General features: G+C 48.6%; 21 protein-coding genes and 3 pseudogenes. 11 read left to right on the forward strand and 13 right to left on the reverse strand.

All coding sequences use genetic code 11. From position 1 onward, the window contains the following. Positions 1-313: 313 nt before the first annotated feature. Positions 314-1,744 (forward strand): hypothetical protein, encoded by a 1,431-nt coding sequence (locus ACS603_RS04070; protein ID WP_474943799.1) that lies wholly within the window; start codon positions 314-316, stop codon positions 1,742-1,744. A 595-nt stretch (positions 1,745-2,339) separates the two neighbouring features. Here the strand turns inward: ACS603_RS04070 and ACS603_RS04075 are convergent. The 5 genes and pseudogenes from ACS603_RS04075 to ACS603_RS04095 form a co-directional block, all read right to left on the reverse strand. Further along, positions 2,340-2,609, reverse strand: coding sequence for a hypothetical protein (locus ACS603_RS04075; RefSeq protein WP_129324845.1), 270 nt, complete (start codon positions 2,607-2,609; stop codon positions 2,340-2,342). A 12-nt stretch (positions 2,610-2,621) separates the two neighbouring features. After that, entirely contained in the window at positions 2,622-3,164 is a 543-nt protein-coding gene (locus tag ACS603_RS04080; RefSeq protein WP_474943800.1) for a hypothetical protein, read from the reverse strand. 282 nt (positions 3,165-3,446) lie between these two features. Further along, on the reverse strand, positions 3,447-3,968 hold the full coding sequence (locus tag ACS603_RS04085) for a phospholipase D family nuclease (protein ID WP_474943801.1): 522 nt from the start codon (positions 3,966-3,968) through the stop codon (positions 3,447-3,449). 262 nt (positions 3,969-4,230) lie between these two features. Then, positions 4,231-4,323: pseudogene (locus ACS603_RS04090) on the reverse strand (integrase); the annotation flags it as partial. A gap of 88 nt (positions 4,324-4,411) precedes the next feature. After that, positions 4,412-4,888: a GNAT family N-acetyltransferase gene (locus tag ACS603_RS04095; protein ID WP_474943802.1), complete on the reverse strand. Its 477-nt coding sequence runs from the start codon at positions 4,886-4,888 to the stop codon at positions 4,412-4,414. A gap of 182 nt (positions 4,889-5,070) precedes the next feature. On the opposite strand from ACS603_RS04095, the pseudogene ACS603_RS04100 reads away from it, so the two are divergent. Beyond that, a pseudogene (locus ACS603_RS04100) lies at positions 5,071-5,316 on the forward strand (IS30 family transposase); the annotation flags it as partial. Between the two features lie 135 nt (positions 5,317-5,451). Here the strand turns inward: ACS603_RS04100 and ACS603_RS04105 are convergent. Further along, positions 5,452-5,940 carry a hypothetical protein gene (locus ACS603_RS04105; protein WP_474943803.1) on the reverse strand — a complete coding sequence of 163 codons (489 nt, stop codon included), beginning with the start codon at positions 5,938-5,940 and terminating at the stop codon, positions 5,452-5,454. A 75-nt stretch (positions 5,941-6,015) separates the two neighbouring features. Then, on the reverse strand, positions 6,016-7,482 hold the full coding sequence (locus ACS603_RS04110; RefSeq protein ID WP_315688475.1) for an efflux transporter outer membrane subunit: 1,467 nt from the start codon (positions 7,480-7,482) through the stop codon (positions 6,016-6,018). An 89-nt stretch (positions 7,483-7,571) separates the two neighbouring features. On the opposite strand from ACS603_RS04110, the gene ACS603_RS04115 reads away from it, so the two are divergent. The 4 genes from ACS603_RS04115 to ACS603_RS04130 all read left to right on the forward strand — a co-directional run bounded on the left by ACS603_RS04115 (position 7,572) and on the right by ACS603_RS04130 (position 13,136). Continuing rightward, complete coding sequence (locus ACS603_RS04115) at positions 7,572-8,186, forward strand: TetR/AcrR family transcriptional regulator (protein WP_182060882.1); 615 nt, start codon at positions 7,572-7,574, stop codon at positions 8,184-8,186. Between the two features lie 73 nt (positions 8,187-8,259). Then, the gene (locus tag ACS603_RS04120; RefSeq protein ID WP_315688476.1) at positions 8,260-9,360 is read left to right on the forward strand and encodes an efflux RND transporter periplasmic adaptor subunit; all 1,101 of its coding nucleotides are present in this window, start codon (positions 8,260-8,262) and stop codon (positions 9,358-9,360) included. Beyond that, positions 9,357-12,467 (forward strand): efflux RND transporter permease subunit, encoded by a 3,111-nt coding sequence (locus tag ACS603_RS04125; RefSeq protein WP_474943804.1) that lies wholly within the window; start codon positions 9,357-9,359, stop codon positions 12,465-12,467. Before ACS603_RS04120 ends, ACS603_RS04125 begins: the two co-directional genes overlap by 4 nt. Positions 12,468-12,917: 450 nt before the next feature. Then, the gene (locus tag ACS603_RS04130) at positions 12,918-13,136 is read left to right on the forward strand and encodes a cold shock domain-containing protein (protein ID WP_182060885.1); all 219 of its coding nucleotides are present in this window, start codon (positions 12,918-12,920) and stop codon (positions 13,134-13,136) included. Between the two features lie 323 nt (positions 13,137-13,459). On the opposite strand, the gene ACS603_RS04135 is transcribed toward ACS603_RS04130, so the two are convergent. Both ACS603_RS04135 and cspE read right to left on the reverse strand, forming a co-directional pair. Next, positions 13,460-13,618, reverse strand: coding sequence for a YnfU family zinc-binding protein (locus ACS603_RS04135; RefSeq protein WP_220458419.1), 159 nt, complete (start codon positions 13,616-13,618; stop codon positions 13,460-13,462). A gap of 382 nt (positions 13,619-14,000) precedes the next feature. Further along, entirely contained in the window at positions 14,001-14,213 is a 213-nt protein-coding gene (gene cspE, locus ACS603_RS04140; protein WP_182060886.1) for a transcription antiterminator/RNA stability regulator CspE, read from the reverse strand. A 392-nt stretch (positions 14,214-14,605) separates the two neighbouring features. On the opposite strand from cspE, the pseudogene ACS603_RS04145 reads away from it, so the two are divergent. Together ACS603_RS04145 and ACS603_RS04150 are read left to right on the forward strand one after the other, a co-directional pair. Then, a pseudogene (locus ACS603_RS04145) lies at positions 14,606-14,743 on the forward strand (transposase); the annotation flags it as partial. Between the two features lie 140 nt (positions 14,744-14,883). Further along, positions 14,884-15,318, forward strand: a complete 435-nt coding sequence (locus tag ACS603_RS04150; protein ID WP_474943805.1) for a VOC family protein — start codon at positions 14,884-14,886, stop codon at positions 15,316-15,318. A gap of 215 nt (positions 15,319-15,533) precedes the next feature. On the opposite strand, the gene cynR is transcribed toward ACS603_RS04150, so the two are convergent. Beyond that, positions 15,534-16,421 carry a transcriptional regulator CynR gene (gene cynR / locus ACS603_RS04155; protein WP_315688479.1) on the reverse strand — a complete coding sequence of 296 codons (888 nt, stop codon included), beginning with the start codon at positions 16,419-16,421 and terminating at the stop codon, positions 15,534-15,536. Positions 16,422-16,530: 109 nt separating this feature from the next. On the opposite strand from cynR, the gene ACS603_RS04160 reads away from it, so the two are divergent. Next, complete coding sequence (locus ACS603_RS04160) at positions 16,531-17,190, forward strand: carbonic anhydrase (protein ID WP_474943818.1); 660 nt, start codon at positions 16,531-16,533, stop codon at positions 17,188-17,190. Between the two features lie 27 nt (positions 17,191-17,217). Continuing rightward, positions 17,218-17,688: a cyanase gene (gene cynS, locus ACS603_RS04165; protein ID WP_446492966.1), complete on the forward strand. Its 471-nt coding sequence runs from the start codon at positions 17,218-17,220 to the stop codon at positions 17,686-17,688. An 82-nt stretch (positions 17,689-17,770) separates the two neighbouring features. On the opposite strand, the gene ACS603_RS04170 is transcribed toward cynS, so the two are convergent. Continuing rightward, positions 17,771-18,538: an AraC family transcriptional regulator gene (locus ACS603_RS04170; protein ID WP_474943806.1), complete on the reverse strand. Its 768-nt coding sequence runs from the start codon at positions 18,536-18,538 to the stop codon at positions 17,771-17,773. A gap of 114 nt (positions 18,539-18,652) precedes the next feature. Between ACS603_RS04170 and ACS603_RS04175 the strand changes: the two genes are divergently transcribed. Continuing rightward, positions 18,653-19,378 carry a type 1 glutamine amidotransferase gene (locus tag ACS603_RS04175; protein ID WP_474943807.1) on the forward strand — a complete coding sequence of 242 codons (726 nt, stop codon included), beginning with the start codon at positions 18,653-18,655 and terminating at the stop codon, positions 19,376-19,378. Between the two features lie 216 nt (positions 19,379-19,594). Here the strand turns inward: ACS603_RS04175 and ACS603_RS04180 are convergent, their stop codons facing one another. Together ACS603_RS04180 and ACS603_RS04185 are read right to left on the reverse strand one after the other, a co-directional pair. Beyond that, positions 19,595-20,602 carry an alpha/beta hydrolase gene (locus ACS603_RS04180; protein ID WP_182060893.1) on the reverse strand — a complete coding sequence of 336 codons (1,008 nt, stop codon included), beginning with the start codon at positions 20,600-20,602 and terminating at the stop codon, positions 19,595-19,597. Between the two features lie 206 nt (positions 20,603-20,808). Then, on the reverse strand, positions 20,809-21,285 hold the full coding sequence (locus tag ACS603_RS04185; protein ID WP_474943808.1) for a nuclear transport factor 2 family protein: 477 nt from the start codon (positions 21,283-21,285) through the stop codon (positions 20,809-20,811). Positions 21,286-21,328: the final 43 nt, after the last annotated feature.

The raw sequence follows: 21,328 nt of genomic DNA on the forward strand, positions 1-21,328 counted from the left end.
TAAGGCGACTTACCCAGTGGAAGCAAAAACAGCTGTCCTGCTGCCGTCTCTGCTTTTCCCTTGTACCAGGCTTTCTGTTCGCATCGAAATAATACGCAAGGCAACGATATTTTATAGTCATTCTTATAAGTTGGAGAGTTTTTAATAGGGACGCATAATATCATTATCAGTGCTTTAATTTTTTTTAATAAACATTCCATTCACTGAGATTAACTCATGCTAATAATTTAATTGTCACAACCAAAACTCAACCCAATAAAATAAAACATCTTTATTTTTAAAATTTACCTATGTGTTAATCGTGGGGCGTGTTATGAATAAAGCCAAGCTTACTATTCCATTTATATTAACTGCGGTTATTTCAGGATGTGCTGAGACACAAGAACCGGGTATCGTAGCTAAAGAATGGGCAAGAAATACCCGCCAGTTAAACATATTCCCTATATTCCCCCCCAAAGAGCGCTTTTATCCTGGGGATGTGTATATTTTCCCATTCGTCTCTCCTAATATGATAAATAAAGTTCCCTCTAAGTTTTATACAATAAAACCGATCAGATTTACGAGGTTCGATGTTTCAGATCTGCTTGAAGAAGAACAAGCTATACCAACGTTACCCCAGACTCAGGGTTGGGACACATTAGGAAATGCTAATTCACGGACAGGTGCATTTGTTAGCTACCCTTCAAGTGAAGCCAGACAGAATGGAGTGATTGCGTTTCCTGGCTACTCTTTTGCTTCAGTGAGTGATGTAAGCTTAGGTCTGGGGACAGTGACAAGTGCTCTTGCTCAAACATTTTCTTTCGCCAGTAGTTCTAAACGTAATATCACTTTCAGTGTACCGTATGCAGAAGTCATTAGTCTGGACTTCAGCTCTGCTATGGATAGATTTTTATTGTATAAGGCTAGCGTTGATAAAAATGAGACATCGAAATTGCAGTATCTGGATAGGCAAATGCAGATGTTAATCGATAATTTACTTGATAATTCAAATAATAATTATGGTATAACTCCTGGTATTGTTTTTGTTACAGACGTTTATTACGCTAGGTCAATAAATGTCACTATAACTTCAACAGACGGGGGTAGTGCTTCGGAGTCTGCAACGTTGGCAAAACTAACTGCTTTAACATCTCAAAAACAATCACTAGTCACTAAATTAAATGAATTAAAAGCTCAAAACAAAGCATTAAACGCCAAGCCTGGAAGTAATGAGGCAGCAGCAGGAGAACCATCAAAATCGGCTCAAAATTCATCAGGAGTCGCAGCCTCAAGCGATCAAAACTCAACACCAGAGATAGATTCGTTAGCAAGCCAAATCAACGCATTAGACTTACAACTGAAAGTGCTCTCTCAATCCATTGCGCCAGATACCTTAGGTTTTACGGGAAATATAACCAGAGCCTCCGGAAACAGTGTTACATTGAATCAGGTTTTTAAATATCCGGTTGCTATTGGTTATAATGGTATAACTATGCCTGTAAAGGATTTTATTGAGATGAAAGTGGATATTAAACCATCTCCAGTAGGACCCTTTAATAATCAAGTCACCCAGCAAATAGATTCATCCACAAATACCAAAAAATCTTCAAAGCCCAAAATATCTACAAAACCACAAAAAAAACCTGTGGTAACAGTAACAACTGCTTGGGATAATTTACCAAAGGATCCCAGCCAGCCTTTGAAATTACCTATTGAACCGTCGAAGAATCTTGATATTTTGTTGGATGATGAAAAGAAAAATTAACTGAACCCATGAAATCATAATATATTATAAATCTCAAGTGGTTGTTAACTTATAGCCCTTCTTAATATTAAAGAGAAATATATAATTCATTTTATTGTCCTCGCATATTGATGCGGACGTATTCAATTATTTCCCATTAGCAATGAACGTTCAAACTTCATCGGGTAGGTCCTAGTTCAACGTATAGGGGGAATAGACAGTTACTATAGATCGAGCGATTAAGAGATACCGCCAGGCAACGTCCGCTTCTGGCACAAAGCGGACCGCCTGAAGCGTTGCGAGGTCTGCTAAGAGCGAATTACAGACAATCACCATAAAGTTATTGCTGAGGTCAGAAAGACCCAGCATTTAATCTTGTGCAAAACGTAACTAGCCCTAAGGTACCACACCTGTTTTTAAGTAAAATTATCGATGTAAAACCACCTGATAACTCATTGCTATGTAAATCAATATGGTTCACAAAAAATCCTGAGTAGATGGTTTTGTGTTAAGAATTATTCACCATCATGTTAAATGAAAGTAAATTTTAACATGAAAAGGTAAACTTCTTTTAAAACAGATGGTTAACTAATAGCTTGCAACATTCTTACAGAATTTATTTAAATTTTAAGTGCTTACTTCCTTTGAATGCTTTCTTTAAATCCTTTTGAAATTTATCAATGAGCTTGTCTGCATAGTCTTCTGCGATATTCATCGCTTTAGCCTTAACAACAAAGATGAGAGAAGTCACATCATTTTCGCGCCCGCAGTTTGCGCACACAATCAGCGAGCCATGAAGAGGGGCGTATTTTTCGTGTGGCAATGCAAACAGCACGGAGTGGCAGAAAGTACATCTCAGGCCGATGGATTTCTTCAGTTCTTCCATGTGGCTTACCTTTTATAAAAGTCCGGTAAGAGAACCAGCAACACCTCCTACCACAGAAGAAGTGAGTGGATGCTCCAAGAACTTTGTTAAAAGTGACTTAGCTTCTGCCTTTTCTTCTGAAGTCGCTTCAGCATGGTCAATTTTGTCTATTATTTCCTGAAAGACATTGTAAATATTTTGCGTATTACCATCGCCTACCTGAGCTGACCCGGCAACATGGATAGCGCCAATGGTATAACTGCTCCTTGCAAGTTCATAAGAGCGGTTCTTACCGTGCTTAACCGACAGAGCGCGGCTCTGTCCTTCTTCTGTTAATACCACACGATCGTATCTGGTTGACATGTTTTTCAACAAGCCGCGTGAATGGCATCTATTTATAATTCCAAATAAATTTTCTTCTGACCAACCATGTAACTTTTCTACTGCATTACGATCCCCTTGCCCCTGAGCAAAACCCCAATACGTATCCTTTATAGTTCCCCCGATTCGTTCCATATCGTCATTCATAAAAATCAATAAAGCATCAATATCGTTTTGAATTTTATCCGGATCCATTTTTATTCCTTTTTAATAGGGTGCTGAAGTTGAGAGCTAGGGATGTATAGCCATTATAATTTACGCCTGAGCTTAACGTTCATACAATTTATCACATTTAGAGAATAATACATGGACACAATCAGAGGTGTAAGTGTAAGCATCCCTGCAAAAAGAACCATCAACTTTTAGAGTCTCTGGCGCTCCAACTTCCGCTGTTAGCTCGAAGCGGACGAGCTGCTGGAGACCGAAGGTCTGCAATGAGCGACAGGCAGACATTAAAAGCGGTTAGCGTGGAGAGAGTTAACTCTGTTTATTAAGTTCAAATGGTTCCGATATCGCCCATCGGGAAGCAAAATGTTCCTGATACTGTGACACTATTTTTGGCATATTTTTGATAACGAGGACGTTCTCACTATTGTCGTATTCCGCTGATTTGGCGTAATTGAATGAACCCGTCTCCAGAGTAGAACCATCAACTACCATCATCTTGTCGTGTTGAATGTGGTAATGCCCGTCAATGCGAAGCTCCACACCATGGCTGGCTATATCGCGCATTGTATCCAGGGATGTCTTGCCTCTGTTTCGACGCTTATCAATGACGACCTGTACTCGAACGCCTCGTTGTTTTGCTGCATCTAGTGCAGCAGCAATATCTTTAGCCTGGAATGCGTATGCAATCATCTGGATAGAGGAATGCGCAGAATTAATGGTATCCAGAACAAGCTTTTGTGCACTGCCTTCCGGGGAAAAGCCCACCTCAACTGAGGGGGCAGCAGAAGCAGATCCAGCAGTGATGAGGAGTAGTAATACCAATTTATTCATAGTGACTGTTCTCAGTTAATATTCTATGCGTTCTGTAATTTCACAGAGTGGAGCTGCTGCCTCAATAATAGCTTTTGGCACGAGGCAGACCGCCTCAAGCGCCGTTAGGTCGGCTTTGAGCGATGAGCGGATGTTAGTCAAATATTTCCGATGGTTTTTCATTTTCAGGCGACCAATAACCACCGCTGCCATGGTAGGTTTCAGCACCCAATACAAACTGAGTACCACAGTGCTTACAAACAAAATGGTAATCAACTATATCGCCCCAGACATGAGATATCTGAAGTGGTCTTTTTTGGCCGATGATACGGTCTTTGTTCCACGGTGATGTGTTCATACTCAAATCTCCTGCAATGTGGGAGATTTGAGTATGGTTGTCCCTTATGAGCGAATAGCCGAGAGGGTATCAATTATGGGGCTGGGTTTTAACACGCGTCAGTGTCTCAGTCTGTAATCGATTTACTCATATTGACACCTGTAACCCCGAATCCGCTGGTTTCATAAACATGCCGGGCGCGAGCATTATCACCTGCAACACGCAATCTGATCTCTTTAAACCCCTTTTCCTGCAGATACTTTTCAAAAGCACTTAGAGATTTTTTGCCAAGTCCTAACCCCTGGCTGGAGTTGAAAATATGAAAATCGTAGATAAAAACAGTGCGCTTAGTCGAGTCTGGTTTGTACCAGAGATAACCTACATGGTTGTTCGCCTTGTCCGACTGAACAACAATACACATTAACACTTGCCCGAGCGTGTTAACTCCCGCGGGAAGCATTTCCGATATCTCCTGCTTCGCTCTGGCGAGAGAATCATGAAGGGATAACCCGTAGTTTGATTCGATTTCACATGCATAATCATTCACAAAGTATTCGACATAAGCAGGATACTCATCTTTTGTCATCGGTCGGAAAGAAATCACATTGGGCGTCTCAATTTTATAGTAGTGGACGTATTAATAACGATGAAGTCCTCCATCGTCAATAGAGTTCATTTCTGAATAAGCCTTCAGATAAGGTAATAAATATAAAAGGGTTAAGTCTGCTTCTGGCTGTGAGTTCAATGGGTCGATGCAACGTTATCCTTAATCAAGGGGGTGTTGCCATGAAACAAAGAACGCGTATTAACTACGCACCAGAACAGAAAACGATTATCCGGGGCAGGTATAAACAAGGTGATTCCCTGCATGATATCGCCAGAATGTTCGACAGATATCATTCTTCTATTATGCCCACTATCCACCAGACTGGTGGATATCGTCCCTCTGTCCGAAAGCGGCATCCGTTAGCGCTTTCACTTGATGAAAGAGAGGAAATATCCAGAGCGCTGGTAGCAAAAATCAGCATCAGATAATCAACCGAGGGTAGGTCACAGGGTACGCTATCGGGACTGTGATCATGCCACGTATTCCTGCTCACGGCCTGGTCGCAACGTAACGACCAGGCGTCTTAGCCAGCACCTGCAAAATTACTGTCAGGGTAGGGGTCATTGAGATGATGATCTGAAATTGTCATCAAGCGTATGCATGGAATTCATTGCAACCAACAGGATTTTAAGAATAAAAAGATAGTCATCAATTTGTACTTCTGTTAGATGAATGAATGGTGGAATGTTAGCCAGCGCCAGATGCCCGGTTATAAAGTTAATGTTTATATCTGTCTGGGGTGAAATTACCTGACTGTTTATAGATGGCCATGTTTCCAAAAAAAAGACTAATTGTGATTTTCGGTACTCAAGTCTTTCCTGCGGATTTTCAGCGGAAGATGTTCCTGTCGTAATGATAACGGTATCAACTTCGTTAATTACTGCCTGAACATCATCCTGAATCCAGCATGGAAACTTTCTTGCCAGCAGGTTTGCGGGTTCCATATCCCCGGCTGAAAGAAAAACGTGAGCGTATGGATCAAGGCGGAACAATTCGACCAGGAATGTTTCAGTCAGATCATTTATCCCAAGGATGCCTATTCGCGTCATATTGCCACCTTTTTGCCGTCACGCTCATGTAAATAAACAATTTTTTGCTCTCGCTGATAAAGCCCGTGAGTTCCTTTACCCAGTTTTATTTGCTATTTCGCCAGGTAATGAAGATTGCCATCCACCGCCTAGCGCCCTGAATGCTGCTACTGCCGCACGGGCCGATTCTGTCTGCGCCTGCGCTCTGGCATCGGAAGCCTGGAGAAGCGTTTCATCGTTGTGCAGTACGTCAATCAGGCTGGCTGTTCCTTGCTGAAAAGCGATAAAAGAAGACTGTCGGGCGCTTGCCAGGGCGGTTTCACCGCCGGTCAGCGTGGTTGCCTGTATCTGGCGATTGAGCAGTGCCGAGAAGGCGTTTTCAACGTCTTCCGTTGCACGTAATACTGACAGACGATATGCGGCGAGTGCTTCTGCTTCCTGGCCTTTTGCCTGCTCTATTTGCGCGTTAATACGCCCAAAGTCAAAGAGCCGCCAGCGTAACCCCAGCACACCTGCCGACTGGCTGGCACCTGCAGTAAAAAGATTATCCCCTGATACTGTTGTTGCACTGCCAAGCAGGGCGTTAAGGGAAAACTTTGGATAATACTCGCTGACAGCCACGCCAATACGGGCGCTTGATGCAGCCAGATGACGCTCGGCCACAATAATATCGGGTCTGCGGCGAAGCAGGTCAGCCGGGGTGCCCATCGCGGTGATTGCGGGTGTATGAGGTATAGCCCCCGGTGAAGCCAACTGCGCGCGATGCGTCCCAGGAGGTGTACCCAGCATAACGTCCAGCGCATTCATGGCGGCATCGAGACCATTATTCAGAACCGGTATCGTTGCCTGTACCTGTGCCAGTGCGCCTTCTGTCTGGCGAACCTGATATTCCGGAGCCAGCCCTTTGCTGTGCAACAGCTGAACTTTTTCCAGCAGTTGCTGTTGCGTGATGACCTGTTTATTCGCAATATCCAGACGGGTCTGTAATCCACGCAGGGTGATATAGATATCCGCAGTCTGTGCGGCGACAGCAAGACGTGTCGCCGCGACCCCGGCATCAGAGGCCTGATAATCGGCCAGGGCAGCCTGACGGCCCCGCCGCAGGCCACCAAACAGGTCTATCTCCCAGCTTGCATTTATATCGGTTTCATAGGAATTGCCGTAGCGATTATAATCAGGGGTTGAACTAAGCACCTGACCTAGCGGTGTTTCAACCGACTGATAGGCGCGGGTAGCCTGTCCGCTGATATTTCCCGAGGGAAGCAGTGCCGCCGTCGCGGCTCCCAGCCCTGCCCGGGCCTGGACCATCCTGGCGGAAGCCTGGGCGAGATCGAGGTTTTGCATGAGCGCGTCTGAAACCAGCTGGTTCAACAGGGGATCGCCAAAACTTTTCCACCAGATTGCTAAACTGGCGGGGTCGGATGGGCTGCGCTGCTGTAAGGATGACTGTGCCTGGAAATGCTCCTCAAGTGGAGCCGCAGGACGATGATAATCAGGTCCGACTGCGCACCCCGCCAGTAAGCTGGTACTTACAATCAGTGCAAGAACACGTTGGGGGAACATGGGTAATCCTTGAGATAAACTTGAGTTGTGACTACATTACCAAATGGTCACTCGTTGTCAATAAGGGCTCATTGAGCTAAGCTGGAGAAATGACTAAACAAACTAACGATATCCTCGGACGGGGTCCTTCGGACCATAGTGTCCGTGATCAGGTTGTAGAAGCAGCTACAGACCATTTCGGGCATTTTGGCTACGAAAAAACGACCGTGTCCGATTTGGCAAAGGCAATAGGCTTTTCCAAAGCTTATATTTATAAATTTTTCGATTCTAAGCAGGCGATTGGGGAAGTTATTTGTGCCAACAGGCTTAATCAAGTCTCTGAAATTGTTAGTAACGCTATTGCAGATGCACCGACTGCGTCTGAAAAGATTCGGCGCTTGTTAAGGGCACTGACAGAGGCCGGTAGTGATTTGTTTTTTCACGATCGCAAGCTTTATGACATTGCAGCCGTGGCTTCCCGAGATAACTGGCCATCGGCAACCGCACATCAGGAGCAACTGCATCAACTGATAAAGCACATTATCCAGGAGGGGCGGAATTCAGGAGAATTTGAACGAAAAACGCCCCTTGATGAAGCAGCAGAGGCCATTTATCTGGTCATGCGACCTTATATCTGCCCTTTACAGTTGCAATATAACCTGGATACAGCATCCCATGCTGCCGTATTACTGTCATCATTGATACTGAGAAGCTTATCACCCTGACTGTGACCATTGACTTATTTGGTCACTTGAATGAGTATGAGAAAACTGTCCTGCTAATTTATTAAGGAATCTCATGCTCTGGCTCAAACCTGCCACTTTTGCTGTATGCCTGTTGCCGCTGGCCCTTGCGGCCTGTGGCGATTCTTCCAGCACCGATGATCCCCGCACTCAGCCTCCTTTGGTCAGGGTTGCCACCGTAGTGAGTGCGGGAGATGCTGCCCGCGCATTCACCGGAGTCGTTGTTGCCCGAACCCAAAGTGATTTGGGTTTCAGAGTGCAGGGCAAAATCCTTGACCGTCTGGTCGATACCGGCCAGACGGTCAAACGCGGACAGCCCCTAATGCGCCTGGATCCCGTTGACCTGCGGTTGCAGGCTCATGCTCAGCAACAGGTTGTCGCGGCCGCAAAAGCTCGCGCCCGGCAAACTGCGGATGATGAATCGCGTTATCGCGGTTTGGTCAGTGCAGGTGCCGTATCGGCATCAGCTTACGATCAGATAAAGGCTGCAGCGGATACGGCCAGCGCCGAACTCAGTGCCGCTCAGGCGCAGGCAAATGTGGCCCAGAACGCGACTGATTACGCCTTACTTCTGGCGGATGCCGATGGCGTGGTAATGGATACGATGGCCGAACCCGGTCAGGTGATTGCTGCAGGCCAGCCAGTCATCAGGCTGGCCAGAGCAGGGCAGCGTGAAGCTATTGTGCAGTTGCCTGAAACGCTGAGGCCAGCCATCGGCAGTGAGGCTCTGGCCACGCTGTATGGCAATGCAAAGCAGTCTGTTTCCGCCAGACTGCGCCTTCTTTCCGATGCGGCTGATCCTGTCACTCGCACTTTTGAAGCCAGGTATGTGCTTGGCGGCGAGTTGGCCAGCGCGCCGCTCGGCTCCACAGTGACACTGCAGCTTACAGAAAATAGAACTTACTCCCAGATAATGCAGGTGCCGTTAGCGGCAATCTATGATCAAGGCAAAGGTCCGGGAGTCTGGGGCATTTCGGGAAAGCCAGCCAAAGTATTATGGCGGCCTGTTCAGGTGATCGGTGTCAGTGACGATGCGGCCAGAGTGACCGGTAGTCTCAAGTCAGGCGAGCAGGTTGTCGCGCTTGGCGCGCATTTATTGCGTGAGGGTGAGGTTGTACGGATGGCATCCCTGGGTGTTGCCGGGAGCCAGCAATGAGCAATGGCCGCTTCAATCTTTCGGCGCTTGCGGTACGCGAGCGCTCTATAACGCTGTTTCTGATCTTTCTGATTTCGATAGCGGGTATATTTGCGTTCTTCGAACTCGGGCGTGCGGAGGACCCTCCGTTCACGATCAAACAGATGACCGTGATTACCGCCTGGCCTGGCGCAACTGCGCAGGAAATGCAGGACCAGGTAGCTGATCCCCTGGAGAAGCGCCTACAGGAACTGCGCTGGTATGATCGCACTGAAACCTTCACGCGGCCCGGTCTGGCGGTAACTATGGTTTCCCTGCGCGACAGCACTCCGCCATCGGAAGTCCAGGAGGAGTTTTATCAGGCACGCAAAAAACTGGGGGACGAGGCCCAGAAGCTCCCTGCTGGCGTCATTGGTCCTGTGATTAATGATGAATATGCGGACGTGACGTTCGCACTCTTTGCCCTCAAGGCCAAAGGGGAACCACAGCGCCTGCTTGCGCGCGATGCAGAATCGTTGCGTCAGCAGTTGCTGCACGTGCCCGGCGTGAAAAAAGTCAACATCATCGGAGAGCAGCCTGAACGTATTTTCGTCTCTTTTTCCCATGACCGTCTGGCCACTCTGGGCGTCACCACTCAGGACATTTTCACCGCGCTCAACAGCCAGAACGTACTGACACCTGCAGGTTCTATCGAGACCAGGGGGCCGCAGGTTTTTGTTCGCATCGATGGTGCATTCGACAACCTGGAGAAGATTCGCCAGACCCCAATCGTGGTTCAGGGGAAGACGCTGAAGTTGTCGGATGTGGCAACGGTTGAACGCGGATACGAGGATCCGGCAACTTTCCTGGTGCGCAACAACGGAGAGCCAGCACTGTTGCTGGGTATCGTTATGCGGGACGACTGGAATGGACTCGATCTGGGTAAGGCTCTGGAGGCGGAAGTCTCCAGTATCAATGCTGGACTCCCTCTGGGAATGACGCTTAGCAAAGTGACCGATCAGGCTGTCAACATTAGCTCGGCGGTAGATGAGTTCATGGTCAAGTTCTTTGTTGCCCTGCTCGTCGTTATGGTGGTGTGTTTTCTCAGCATGGGCTGGCGTGTCGGTATCGTCGTTGCGGCGGCCGTGCCGCTGACACTGGCTGTTGTGTTCGTCATCATGGCAGCTACAGGCAAGAACTTTGATCGCATCACACTAGGATCGTTGATCCTGGCGCTGGGCCTGCTGGTTGACGACGCCATTATTGCCATTGAAATGATGGTAGTGAAGATGGAGGAAGGCTACAGCCGAATCAAAGCTTCCGCCTATGCATGGAGCCACACGGCGGCCCCTATGCTGTCCGGTACACTGGTTACTGCCATCGGTTTTATGCCCAATGGATTCGCACCTTCCACGGCAGGCGAGTACACCAGCAATATGTTCTGGATCGTCGGTATCGCGCTGATCGCGTCCTGGGTGGTGGCGGTGGCATTTACTCCTTATCTGGGCGTGAAGCTACTGCCGGACTTCGGGAAAGTCGTTGGGGGGCAAGACACCATCTATAACACCCGCAACTACAACCGTTTTCGACAACTACTCAGTAGAGTGATCGCACGCAAGTGGCTGGTAGCGGGCACTGTGATAGGGATATTTGTGCTGGCTGTCGTTGGCATGGGACAGGTAAAAAAACAGTTCTTCCCAACTTCCGATCGTCCAGAGGTGCTTGTCGAAGTTCAGATGCCATATGGTACCTCCATTGAGCAAACCAGCGCTGCAACAGCAAAAGTTGAAGCCTGGCTGGCAAAGCAAAAGGAAGCCAGGATTGTGACGTCCTACATTGGTCAGGGGGCACCACGCTTCTTCCTGGCAATGTCACCTGAATTGCCCGATCCGTCATTCGCTAAAATCGTGATACTCGCGGGTAATGATAAGGAGCGGGAAGCCCTCAAGCTCAGACTGCGCCAGGCGGTGGCGGACGGGCTGGCTCCTGAAGCTCAGGTACGTGTCACCCAGATTGTGTTCGGCCCGCCTTCGCCATATCCCGTGGCCTACCGCGTTATGGGCCCCGATCCGGACAAGCTGCGTGAGATTGCAAGTGAAGTAGAGAGTGTAATGCGCGCCAGTCCAATGATGCGCACCGTCAACACGGATTGGGGGCCGCGTGTACCGACCCTGCACTTTACACTCGATCAGGATCGCCTCCAGGCCGTTGGGCTGACATCCAGTTCAGTGTCCCTACAGTTACAGTTCCTGTTGAGTGGTGTCCCTATCACAGAAGTGCGTGAGGATATTCGTTCAGTGCAGGTTATGGGGCGTGCAGCCGGAGATATCCGCCTGGACCCTGCGAAGATCGCCGACTTTACATTGATCGGTTCAGCAGGGCAACGCATTCCACTGTCACAGGTGGGGGCCGTTGATGTGCGTATGGAAGACCCCTTGTTGCGGCGCCGCGACCGTATGCCGATCATCACGGTTCGCGGAGACATCGCTGAAGGTCTGCAACCTCCTGACGTGTCCACTGTTGTCCTGAAGAAGTTACAACCGATCATCGAGAAGTTACCTTCCGGCTATCGGATTGAACAGGCTGGGTCGATCGAAGAAGCGGCCAAAGCCACCACGGCGATGCTGCCGCTGTTTCCAGTCATGATCGCACTCACGCTGCTCATCATTATTTTGCAGGTGCGTTCGATTGCGGCAATGGTCATGGTTTTTGCCACGAGTCCGCTTGGCTTAATCGGCGTGGTGCCGACATTGCTGATTTTCCAGCAGCCGTTTGGCATCAATGCGCTGGTCGGTCTGATCGCGCTGTCGGGGATCCTGATGCGCAACACACTGATCCTGATCGGGCAAATCCATCACAACGAACAGGAAGGATTGAGTCCGTTCAACGCGGTCGTCGAAGCAACCGTTCAGCGTGCGCGTCCGGTGATATTGACGGCTCTGGCGGCTATCCTGGCATTCATCCCGCTAACCCATTCGGTATTCTGGGGGACGCTTGCCTACACGCTAATTGGTGGCACGTTCGCCGGAACGATTCTGACACTGGTGTTCCTGCCGGCTATGTATTCCATCTGGTTCAGGATAAAAAGCCCTGCTTCAACATCATCAACGGAAAACAGTTCCTCTGCTGAAGGATTAAAAAATGTCTGAACATAAAGTCGTTCTGATTACCGGTGTTCCATCAGGTATTTGGCTCCGTCAGGGATATCAATACCGCTTCCCCATTGAATGATGTTGCACTGACAGAAATTTATGCACTCGCAGGATGAGTTCAAGTAGGTGAATATGCCAGTTGCTATGCCTGAGCAACTGGCATTTATTTTTGTATCAAGACATTGCCCATCCAGGCGGATCATGCGCTATGTAAGCCCAAAAAAGTAACCACTACAAGACCTGGAGAGTCGGACGTGAAAGAATATTTTGCTTATTATCAGTGTCCGTGCCTTAATGAAATGATTTGTTTGAAGTACAAGCAAACGTAAACATTTTTCCGGACAGTACTCATTCCCAGGTGCTATCACTGATACCCCCTCCTTTTGAGTCCGTAAGTTTAATATTATACGTTTATAACCACTCTTATCATGTGTTATTGGAGTCAGTATGCCCTCAAGATTTATAGGCCTGGTAAAATGGTTTAAGGAAGACAAAGGTTTTGGTTTCATCTCTCCTCTTGATGGAAGCAAAGATATCTCTGTTCATGTTTCGGAGCTTCAGGGTGATAATTTTAACACTCTGTTTGAAGGGCAGAAGGTTGAGTACACCGTTTATAACGGTAACAAAGGGCCCGCAGCGTCTAAAGTAATTCTTTGTGATAAATAAACATGTGTGGTTCGGTGATATGAGTCAGTTATTAGGCCTGAACAAAAAGAACCGCAAGCTGAACGAGAGACCAATAATTTAAAATCAGAACAGTAATTTATACCGATTTACAGGTGTGCTGTTCTGTATAATCAAGTGCAGGTCTCCCGCATGAACGGCCTGAAAGCAGACGTTAACGGGCTGTATTAACAATAAAGTGTGTTAATGAACAGACGACCTGCAACAGCATCATTGCACTGATTTTATGGTTTTTTATGAAATATTGATAACGGTGGGGCGCTTGATTTTTTTAACTTTAATTGTCAACAAGAACGCGCCGGCAATCATTTTGAAGACTTGAACAAAGTACTACAGAATGGGCAGACAAGCTGAGAACCTTTTTGAACGCGGCTAAAACTATGTTCTGAATCTTTTGAACAGTTTGGGCACTGACATTTGACCAGGTAATTACGACGATTTTGCATTTTTTTACGTTCTGACATCTGAATCTCCTACGATAAGGGACGACAACGATACACGTTAAATATGATAATTACTTGTGTTTTTTTTAGATAACTTTATAAATGTTAAAAACAGCAGAAAAACAAGGTTTTTGACAAAAAGATACAGAAACAGCAGATAATCTGCCAGATGAATGTTTTTTTGATATGGACATTCTTCCTGCGTAAGAAAGATGTTTAGCTTCTGGGTTAAAAATTTCGGTGAGTTTATTCTGGTTGACAGTAAGAGAAGATATCAGAATTCATATTAGATGTGGTTAATAAAAAACCCGCACAGAGCGGGTTCTTTTACTATCAGCAATACTTAACTGCTCAGACTATTGTCTTCATCGCTATCGCAAGTATTACTTATAATTAGCGCGGATTACAGCGGTGAGACATTACCAGCTGCGGGACCTTTAGCGCCATTTTCAATGGTGAAGGAAACTTTCTGGCCTTCATCAAGTGTTTTAAAATTGTCGCTTTGGATAGCAGAGAAGTGTACGAATACATCTTTGCTGCCGTCGTCAGGGGTGATAAAGCCAAAACCTTTATCTGAATTGAACCATTTTACTAAACCAGTCATTTTATTAGACATTGATAATTCCTTAATTTATGAGCCACTTAAAAGCGGCGAAGATGGCCTGTATTTAGAGAGTTACTTATTTGGCACTTAGGAGGAGGCTCATGAAGAAGGGATATCTATGGATAGCTCTTGAACAGAGGACTGCTTTACTAAAACTGCTTTCATAAGGTCTGTTTTCCAAACCGATGTCGCTATTAAGACATAGAAAAATTAATTCTGCAATGTATATGTTATTTATTTTAACCATTTAAACACCCGGATGGCTGAACGGCTGATAAATTACTGAACATGGCAAGAATAGATACGATTTACACAGCATCAGGGGGGATCACACTATGAGGGAGCACTTCCGTTGAGATTTACTCGATATGGGGGCAGGGCTCCGGTTTACTGTAGCGACGGACATTCAGATTTATTTCTGTGATCCTCAGTCTCTCTGGCAACGCGGTTCAAATGAGAATACGAGCAGGCTGCTCAGACAATATTTTCCAAAAGGTACTGACTTATCGGTTCACAGTCAGCAAAGACTTAACCGTGTTGCATCCCTCGGTTGAACTCACCGCGAGGAGAAAACGTCATTGTTGCCGCTTATAAGGCACTAAAATGCCAAAATTGGGCGTGGTGATTCAGTGAGTGGTAGGATAAATTCAGGGTTCAATTTCAGACAATTAAGGAAGCTGGTATGTCGCAGAATTTACCGGGAGTTGACGTCTTGTTTGTCGCTGGGTTTGGGCCCATCTCGCAGAATGCTGAAGACAGCTTCGAGTTTTATGTACAGGTACTCGGTCTGCCACTTAAGCCAATGGAGGGTAACTGCGATTACCTGTTATCGGAAAACATGCTGAAGGGCGTCAAGCATTTTGCCGTCTGGCCGTTATCACAGGCCGCAAATTCATGTTTTGGCACTGGGGAGTGGCCAACCGGACACCCAATACCGCAGGGATGGATTGAATATGAAGTTCAGGATCTCGATTCTGCTACCCGTATTTTGAGTGAGAAGGGTTATCGCCTGTTGGTGGCTAACCGCACAGAACCCTGGGGGCAAACCGTTACTCGTCTGCTTAGTCCTGAAGGGTTGCTCACAGGGCTTACGATAACCCCCTGGCTTCGCGGGTAAACAATGTCCGCTCCTGGCACAGGACTGCTGTTGCAGCCCTCACAAGCTTCTCAATCCATCCATGAAAATTATCAAAACTATTTCAATCGCCGCCGTAACCACTCTTTTACTGAAGTCAGCCTCAGTATTTGCGCAGAGCATTACTGCGACTGCGCTGACCTGGCTGCGGGTCTTAAGAGATTAGCAGTGCCTGTCTGTAACTGTGATTAGGGCGGTTACCCGTTCAGTTGAGCGGATACTTCTACGGCCAGTTCAGTAAATGCGCGGGCAGCAAAACTCTGATAAGCATCCCTTCGCCGCATGAGAACCGCGGTTCGCGTCAGGCGCTCGGGTTCGAGCGCGATCGCCACCAGATTATCCTGGGCAAGGGCGGTTCTGGCGGGAAGGAGCGTGGATAAAGATGTCCTGCTGACAATTTCTATTACCGCTCCGAGAGCGTTAGCTTCCATCAGCACCTTTGGATGAATGTTGTGTTTACGGCAGTAGCTGTCAATCTGTTCGCGGGTCGCGAATTCCTTGCTGAGTAATACGAGGGACTCGGTGTTCAGAGCCTGTAACCCGGCGGATTTTTCCTTCGCAAGCCTGTGCCCGGTGTTGACCACCAGGGCAAGCGTTTCGTCCAGCAACGGTATCGCGTCGATGTCCGGACAGTGAACATCACCAAATGCTATCCCCAGGTCCAGCTCTCCTTCCTGGAGTAGCTCTTCCATGCTTTCCTGCGAAATCTCCCGCACGTTGAGGGTAATTTCTGGGTAGCGAAGGTGGAATGCCTCGACCAGCGGCCCGACAAGATACGTTGTGAAGGTTGGCGTCACGGCTAAGCGAAGCGATCCACGGCTGAGATCGTTTACGTCGTGGATCGCGCGCGTAGCCTCCCGCAGCTCATGAGACGCACGGCGAACATACTGAAGATAAGCATGCCCGGTATCTGTCAGACGTGTTGTACGACCAGACCGATCGAATAACTGGGTGCCAAGTTCTTCCTCCAGTTGTTTTACGAGCTGTGAGAGAGCTGGCTGAGAGACGTGCAGCGATGCTGCAGCTTTGGTGAAGCTGAGATGTTCAGCAACCGCCTGGAAATACCGTATACGCCGGGCGAGCATATTTTACCTCATAAGATTATCTGAATTACTCCATAATATTTTAGACTTTTATCTTATACCAGAGATTGCTTACTCTTTGTCGCACACAACCGACACTGAGATCGCAACCATGAAAGAGATTATTGAAGGTTTTCTGAAGTTCCAGAAAAATGCCTTCCCCGAGCGAGTTAAGCTATTCAAAAGTCTGGCCAATCAGCAGAGTCCGAGAGCATTATTCATTTCCTGCTCTGACAGCCGTCTGGTACCAGAGCTGGTTACCCAGCGTGAACCCGGCGATTTGTTTGTGATCCGTAACGCCGGGAACATTGTACCGTCTTATGGCCCGGAGCCCGGCGGCGTTTCAGCCTCTGTGGAATATGCGGTCGCCGCGCTCAAGGTAAATGACATCGTGATTTGCGGCCACTCTGACTGTGGTGCCATGACTGCCGTTGCCACCTGCAAATGCCTCGATCATATGCCCGCCGTGTCGAGTTGGTTGCGCTATGCCGACTCAGCCCGTGTGGTGAATGAGGCCCGACAGCATCCCGACCCGTCCGCTAAAGTCGCGGCTATGGTGCGCGAAAACGTCATCGCTCAGTTGGCTAATATCCAGACTCATCCTTCCGTTCGTCTGGCGCTTGAAGAAGGCCGGATATCGCTGCACGGCTGGATCTATGACATTGAGAGCGGTCGTATTGATGCTTTTGATGGCAGAACCGGTACCTTCGTATCCCTTGCTGAAAATCCAGAAGTAAACGCCGTTTCCTCACAAGCCAGGCATGTTGCCTGAACCTCTTACTTACCAGGAGAAAAGACCATGATCCAGACCCAAGTCACTCAGGCTGCACGTCAGGCACTTACTGAAACCATCATTCAGGCTAAAGCCCGCAAGGAACTCTCTTTCGCAGAAATCGTTGACGGGACCGGTTTGTCGGAAGCCTTCGTTACCGCGGCCCTGCTTGGTCAGCATCCGTTGCCTGCCGACGCAGCAGTAGTTGTCGGCAAGAAGCTCGACCTGAATGCTGATGAAGTTAAACTGTTGCAGTCAGTGCCTGTTCGCGGCAGCTTTGCCGATGGCATTCCGACCGATCCGACAATCTACCGTTTCTACGAAATGATGTCAGTTTACGGACCCACCCTTAAAGCTCTTGTCCATGAGAAGTTCGGTGACGGCATCATCAGCGCCATTAACTTCAAACTGGATATCAAGAAAGTTGAAGATCCAGAGGGGGGCCACCGCGCGGTGATCACCCTGGACGGCAAATACCTGCCGACCAGGCCTTTCTGATCCCCTCCTGACTCAGCCCGGCAACCTAAGAGCCGGGCTGCAGCGATATCCGATTTGTCACCGTTCACCACCTGACTTCCTGTCAAAACTCACCGGGTGTTACGCCCATAATTGCGCGAAATGCAGCAGAAAATGCGGCTGGCGAAGAAAAACCAAGCTGCCAGGCAATCTGTTTAACAGGTACGTTTTCAGAAAGAAGATCCAGTGATGCGTATATTCTTACGCGCTGCTTCCATGTCCGGAAGCTGAACCCCGTATCACGTAAAAACAGGCGGGAGAAAGACCTTTCCGACATGTTTGCTATGTCAGCCATATCAGTTAACGAGGTTTCCCAGCGATGGCTGAGCATCAGCTCTCCTGCGGCACGGAATAATCGGTCATCGCGCGGCATCGGTAGTTCTGCGGGTACGGATGCTGCCTCGCCGATAATGTCCAGAAGTAAAAGTGCCATTTTTCGCTTCGTCAGCGTGTGGTAATCACTAATAAACAGGCTGGCTATTAACTCCTTTACCAGCGGAACTGCGTCGATCACATGTACCCGATCATTCTTTGTGAAATGTGTGCATTCAGAAATCAGGCTACGGCTGAGGTAAACCGCGCGCAGCTCCGTATGCGACAGAAGTCTGTATGAGTGTTCCATCAACGGTGGGAGCCAGAGCGCCCGCTGAGGGGGAATAACCCATCGCCTGCCTGCGGCCTCAACCAGCAGAACGCCACTGCTAGCGTATAAAAGTTGTCCTTCCAGGTGGTAATGGGGAGGATCCGCTTCCCCGCGCCGGTAGGAAATGGCCGTTGCTGACCAGCCTGTTGAGTCATCGTGTCTTGGCGCTTTATCGATACTTACTGGCATTTCAGATTCAAACCTCACGTCTATCATGATCCGACTGGCGTTACCCGACCGGGATTTCGCAGGGGGATGTGCGCCTGACTTATTACTTAACAAGATTCAGAAGGATATAAACCTATGCGAGTACATTTTATTGTACATGAACATTTTGAAGCACCCGGCGCGTTTGAAACCTGGGCCATGATTCGTGGCCACGAAGCAACCTTCTCGCGCGTTTATGCGGGTCAAAAACTTCCTGAAGATGCAGGGGATATCGATCTGCTGGTAGTGATGGGGGGGCCACAGGATCCGTCCGTCACCCCTGATGAATGTGCACATTTTGATTCCAGAGCTGAACAGGCGCTTATTGCCTCAGCTGTGCGTATGGATAAAGCCGTCATCGGCGTTTGCCTGGGTGCCCAACTGATTGGGGAAGCCCTGGGCGCACGCTTTGCGCACAGCCCGGAAAAAGAGATCGGCAAGTTTCCAATTTTTATGACCGCTGAGAGCGAGCAGAACCCGCTGTTTTCTCACTTCGGTAATAAGCTTGATGTCGGGCATTGGCATAACGACATGCCGGGACTTACTCCCGCGGCGGAGATCGTCGCCTGGAGCGAAGGTTGCCCACGACAGATAGTTGCTTATTCTGAGCTGGTCTACGGGTTTCAGTGCCATATGGAACTTACACAGCACCTTATCGAATTGCTGATCGCGCATTCTGACAGGGATTTACGTCGGGCCGCAGACTATCGATTCGTTCAGACACCGGAAGAATTGCGAAGCCACGACTACAGCGAAATGAACAGAGCATTATTCACGTTTCTCGACAAACTCGAGGCACGCTACCGCCAGACAGGTACATGACTTCATTACCTGCAGCGGAACGACATGCCGTGTGATTGGCTGTTTATCAGTTATTACTGAGTCGAAAAAAGCCCCCGATAGGCAACAGACCGCATGCTTAACGGGGGAAGTGTGAAAGTGTTGAATGGTCCGGTTCCAAAAAATATCACGCGCAATCCGGACAACAGGCAGAGGGCAAAAACAACCGGCCGAGGAAAACGACCGGCCAACTGGCAGTTATTTCAGGTGTTCTTTCAGTTCGTAGGCGGCCTGGCCAAGTGCGGTCCGCACGGCAGGCACGTCGCTCAGTGCATTCAGCAGACCGTAGTCATGAATCAACCCGTTATAGCGGGTAACCGTCACGTTGACGCCGGCGGCATCAAGCTTGCGGCCAAACGCCTCGCCTTCGTCGCGCAACACGTCAAATTCAGCAGTCTGAATCAGAGTAGGTGGCAGTCCCTTCAGCTGTTCAGGCGTGGCACGCAGCGGCGATGCCAGGATGTTGTTACGATCGCTTTCTTTAGTTGTGTAGGCATCCCAGAACCATTTCATCATATTACGCGACAGGAAATACCCGTTCTCATACTGGTTATAAGAACCGGTGTTGAAATTCGCGTCAGTTACAGGCCAGAGCATCACCTCATAGCGGATGGCTGGCGCCTTATGCTGTTTGGCCTGGAGCGCTACGGCTGCAACCATGTTCCCACCTACGCTGTTACCTACCAGCGCCAGGCGACCACCATCAACGCCAATTTCGCTACCGTGCTCGGCAACCCAGCGGGTTGCTGCATAAGCCTGATTAATCGCAACCGGGAAATGCGCTTCCGGCGATGGCGTGTAGTCGACAAAAACGGCCGCAGCACCGGACTCACTGACCAGGTCACGAACGAGGCGTTCGTGCGTCGCAAAGTCGCCCAGTATCCAGCCACCGCCGTGGAAGAACATGAAGACTGGCAGGGTCCCCTGTGCGTTATGAGGCTTCACAATGTGAAGTTTGATGGAGCCGCCATCAACGTTGATCGTTTTTTCAGTGACGTCGGCAGCAGGCAGTTTCGCACCTTTCTGGGCGTTGATTAGCACCTGACGTGCGTCCTGTGGAGACAATTGTTCAATAGGCTTACCTCCGGCACCGTTCAGGGCATTGAGAAATTCCTGCACGTGACGATCCGGCTGAGAAGCATCGGCAAAGCTGTTGGCGGAAACGGCTGCCATTGCGGCAGTCAGCAACACAGATTTAATATTCATAATACGGCCTTAATAATATTGTTTGCTATTAAATAGTGCGCGATTTATGAGGGTAAAGTACATCACGTGTACTTGATCCTGAAAAACCACGCGCTGAGAAAACTTAAGCGCTCCCCGCACCAACCAGCTTGCTTTTACATCAACTGGCCGAGTAAAACCCCGACCAGGAAAGTAGTCGCGGGCCTTACGCGGGGTAACTCAATGACTTACAGACCCAGGTCAGACAGGCCTGGGTGATCGTCTGGACGACGCCCCAGCGGCCAGAAGAACTTGCGCTCGCTTTCTTTGATAGGCATGTCATTGATACATGCGAATCGGCGCTTCATCAGGCCGTCGGCCTCAAACTCCCAGTTTTCGTTGCCGTAAGAGCGGAACCAGTTACCTGAGTCATCACGCCATTCGTAAGCGTAACGGACGGCGATACGGTTTTCGCCAAAAGCCCACAGTTCTTTGATAAGGCGGTACTCGAGCTCTTTTTTCCACTTACGTGCGAGGAATCCTTCGGCTTCCTCGCGATTATTCGCGAACTCGGCGCGGTTACGCCATTTGGTATCCAGCGAGTAAGCCTGCGCGACTTTTGCCGCGTCTCGGGAATTCCAGCCATCTTCAGCCAGTCGAACTTTCTCAATAGCAGTTTCCAGCGTAAATGGCGGAAGCGGCGGACGAACTTGTGTATCTGTCATGGTAAAACTCCTGTTAATTTGGTTTATAGGTAATAGCAATATT

Source organism: Enterobacter sp. Li2LvB3, from assembly GCF_056156645.1.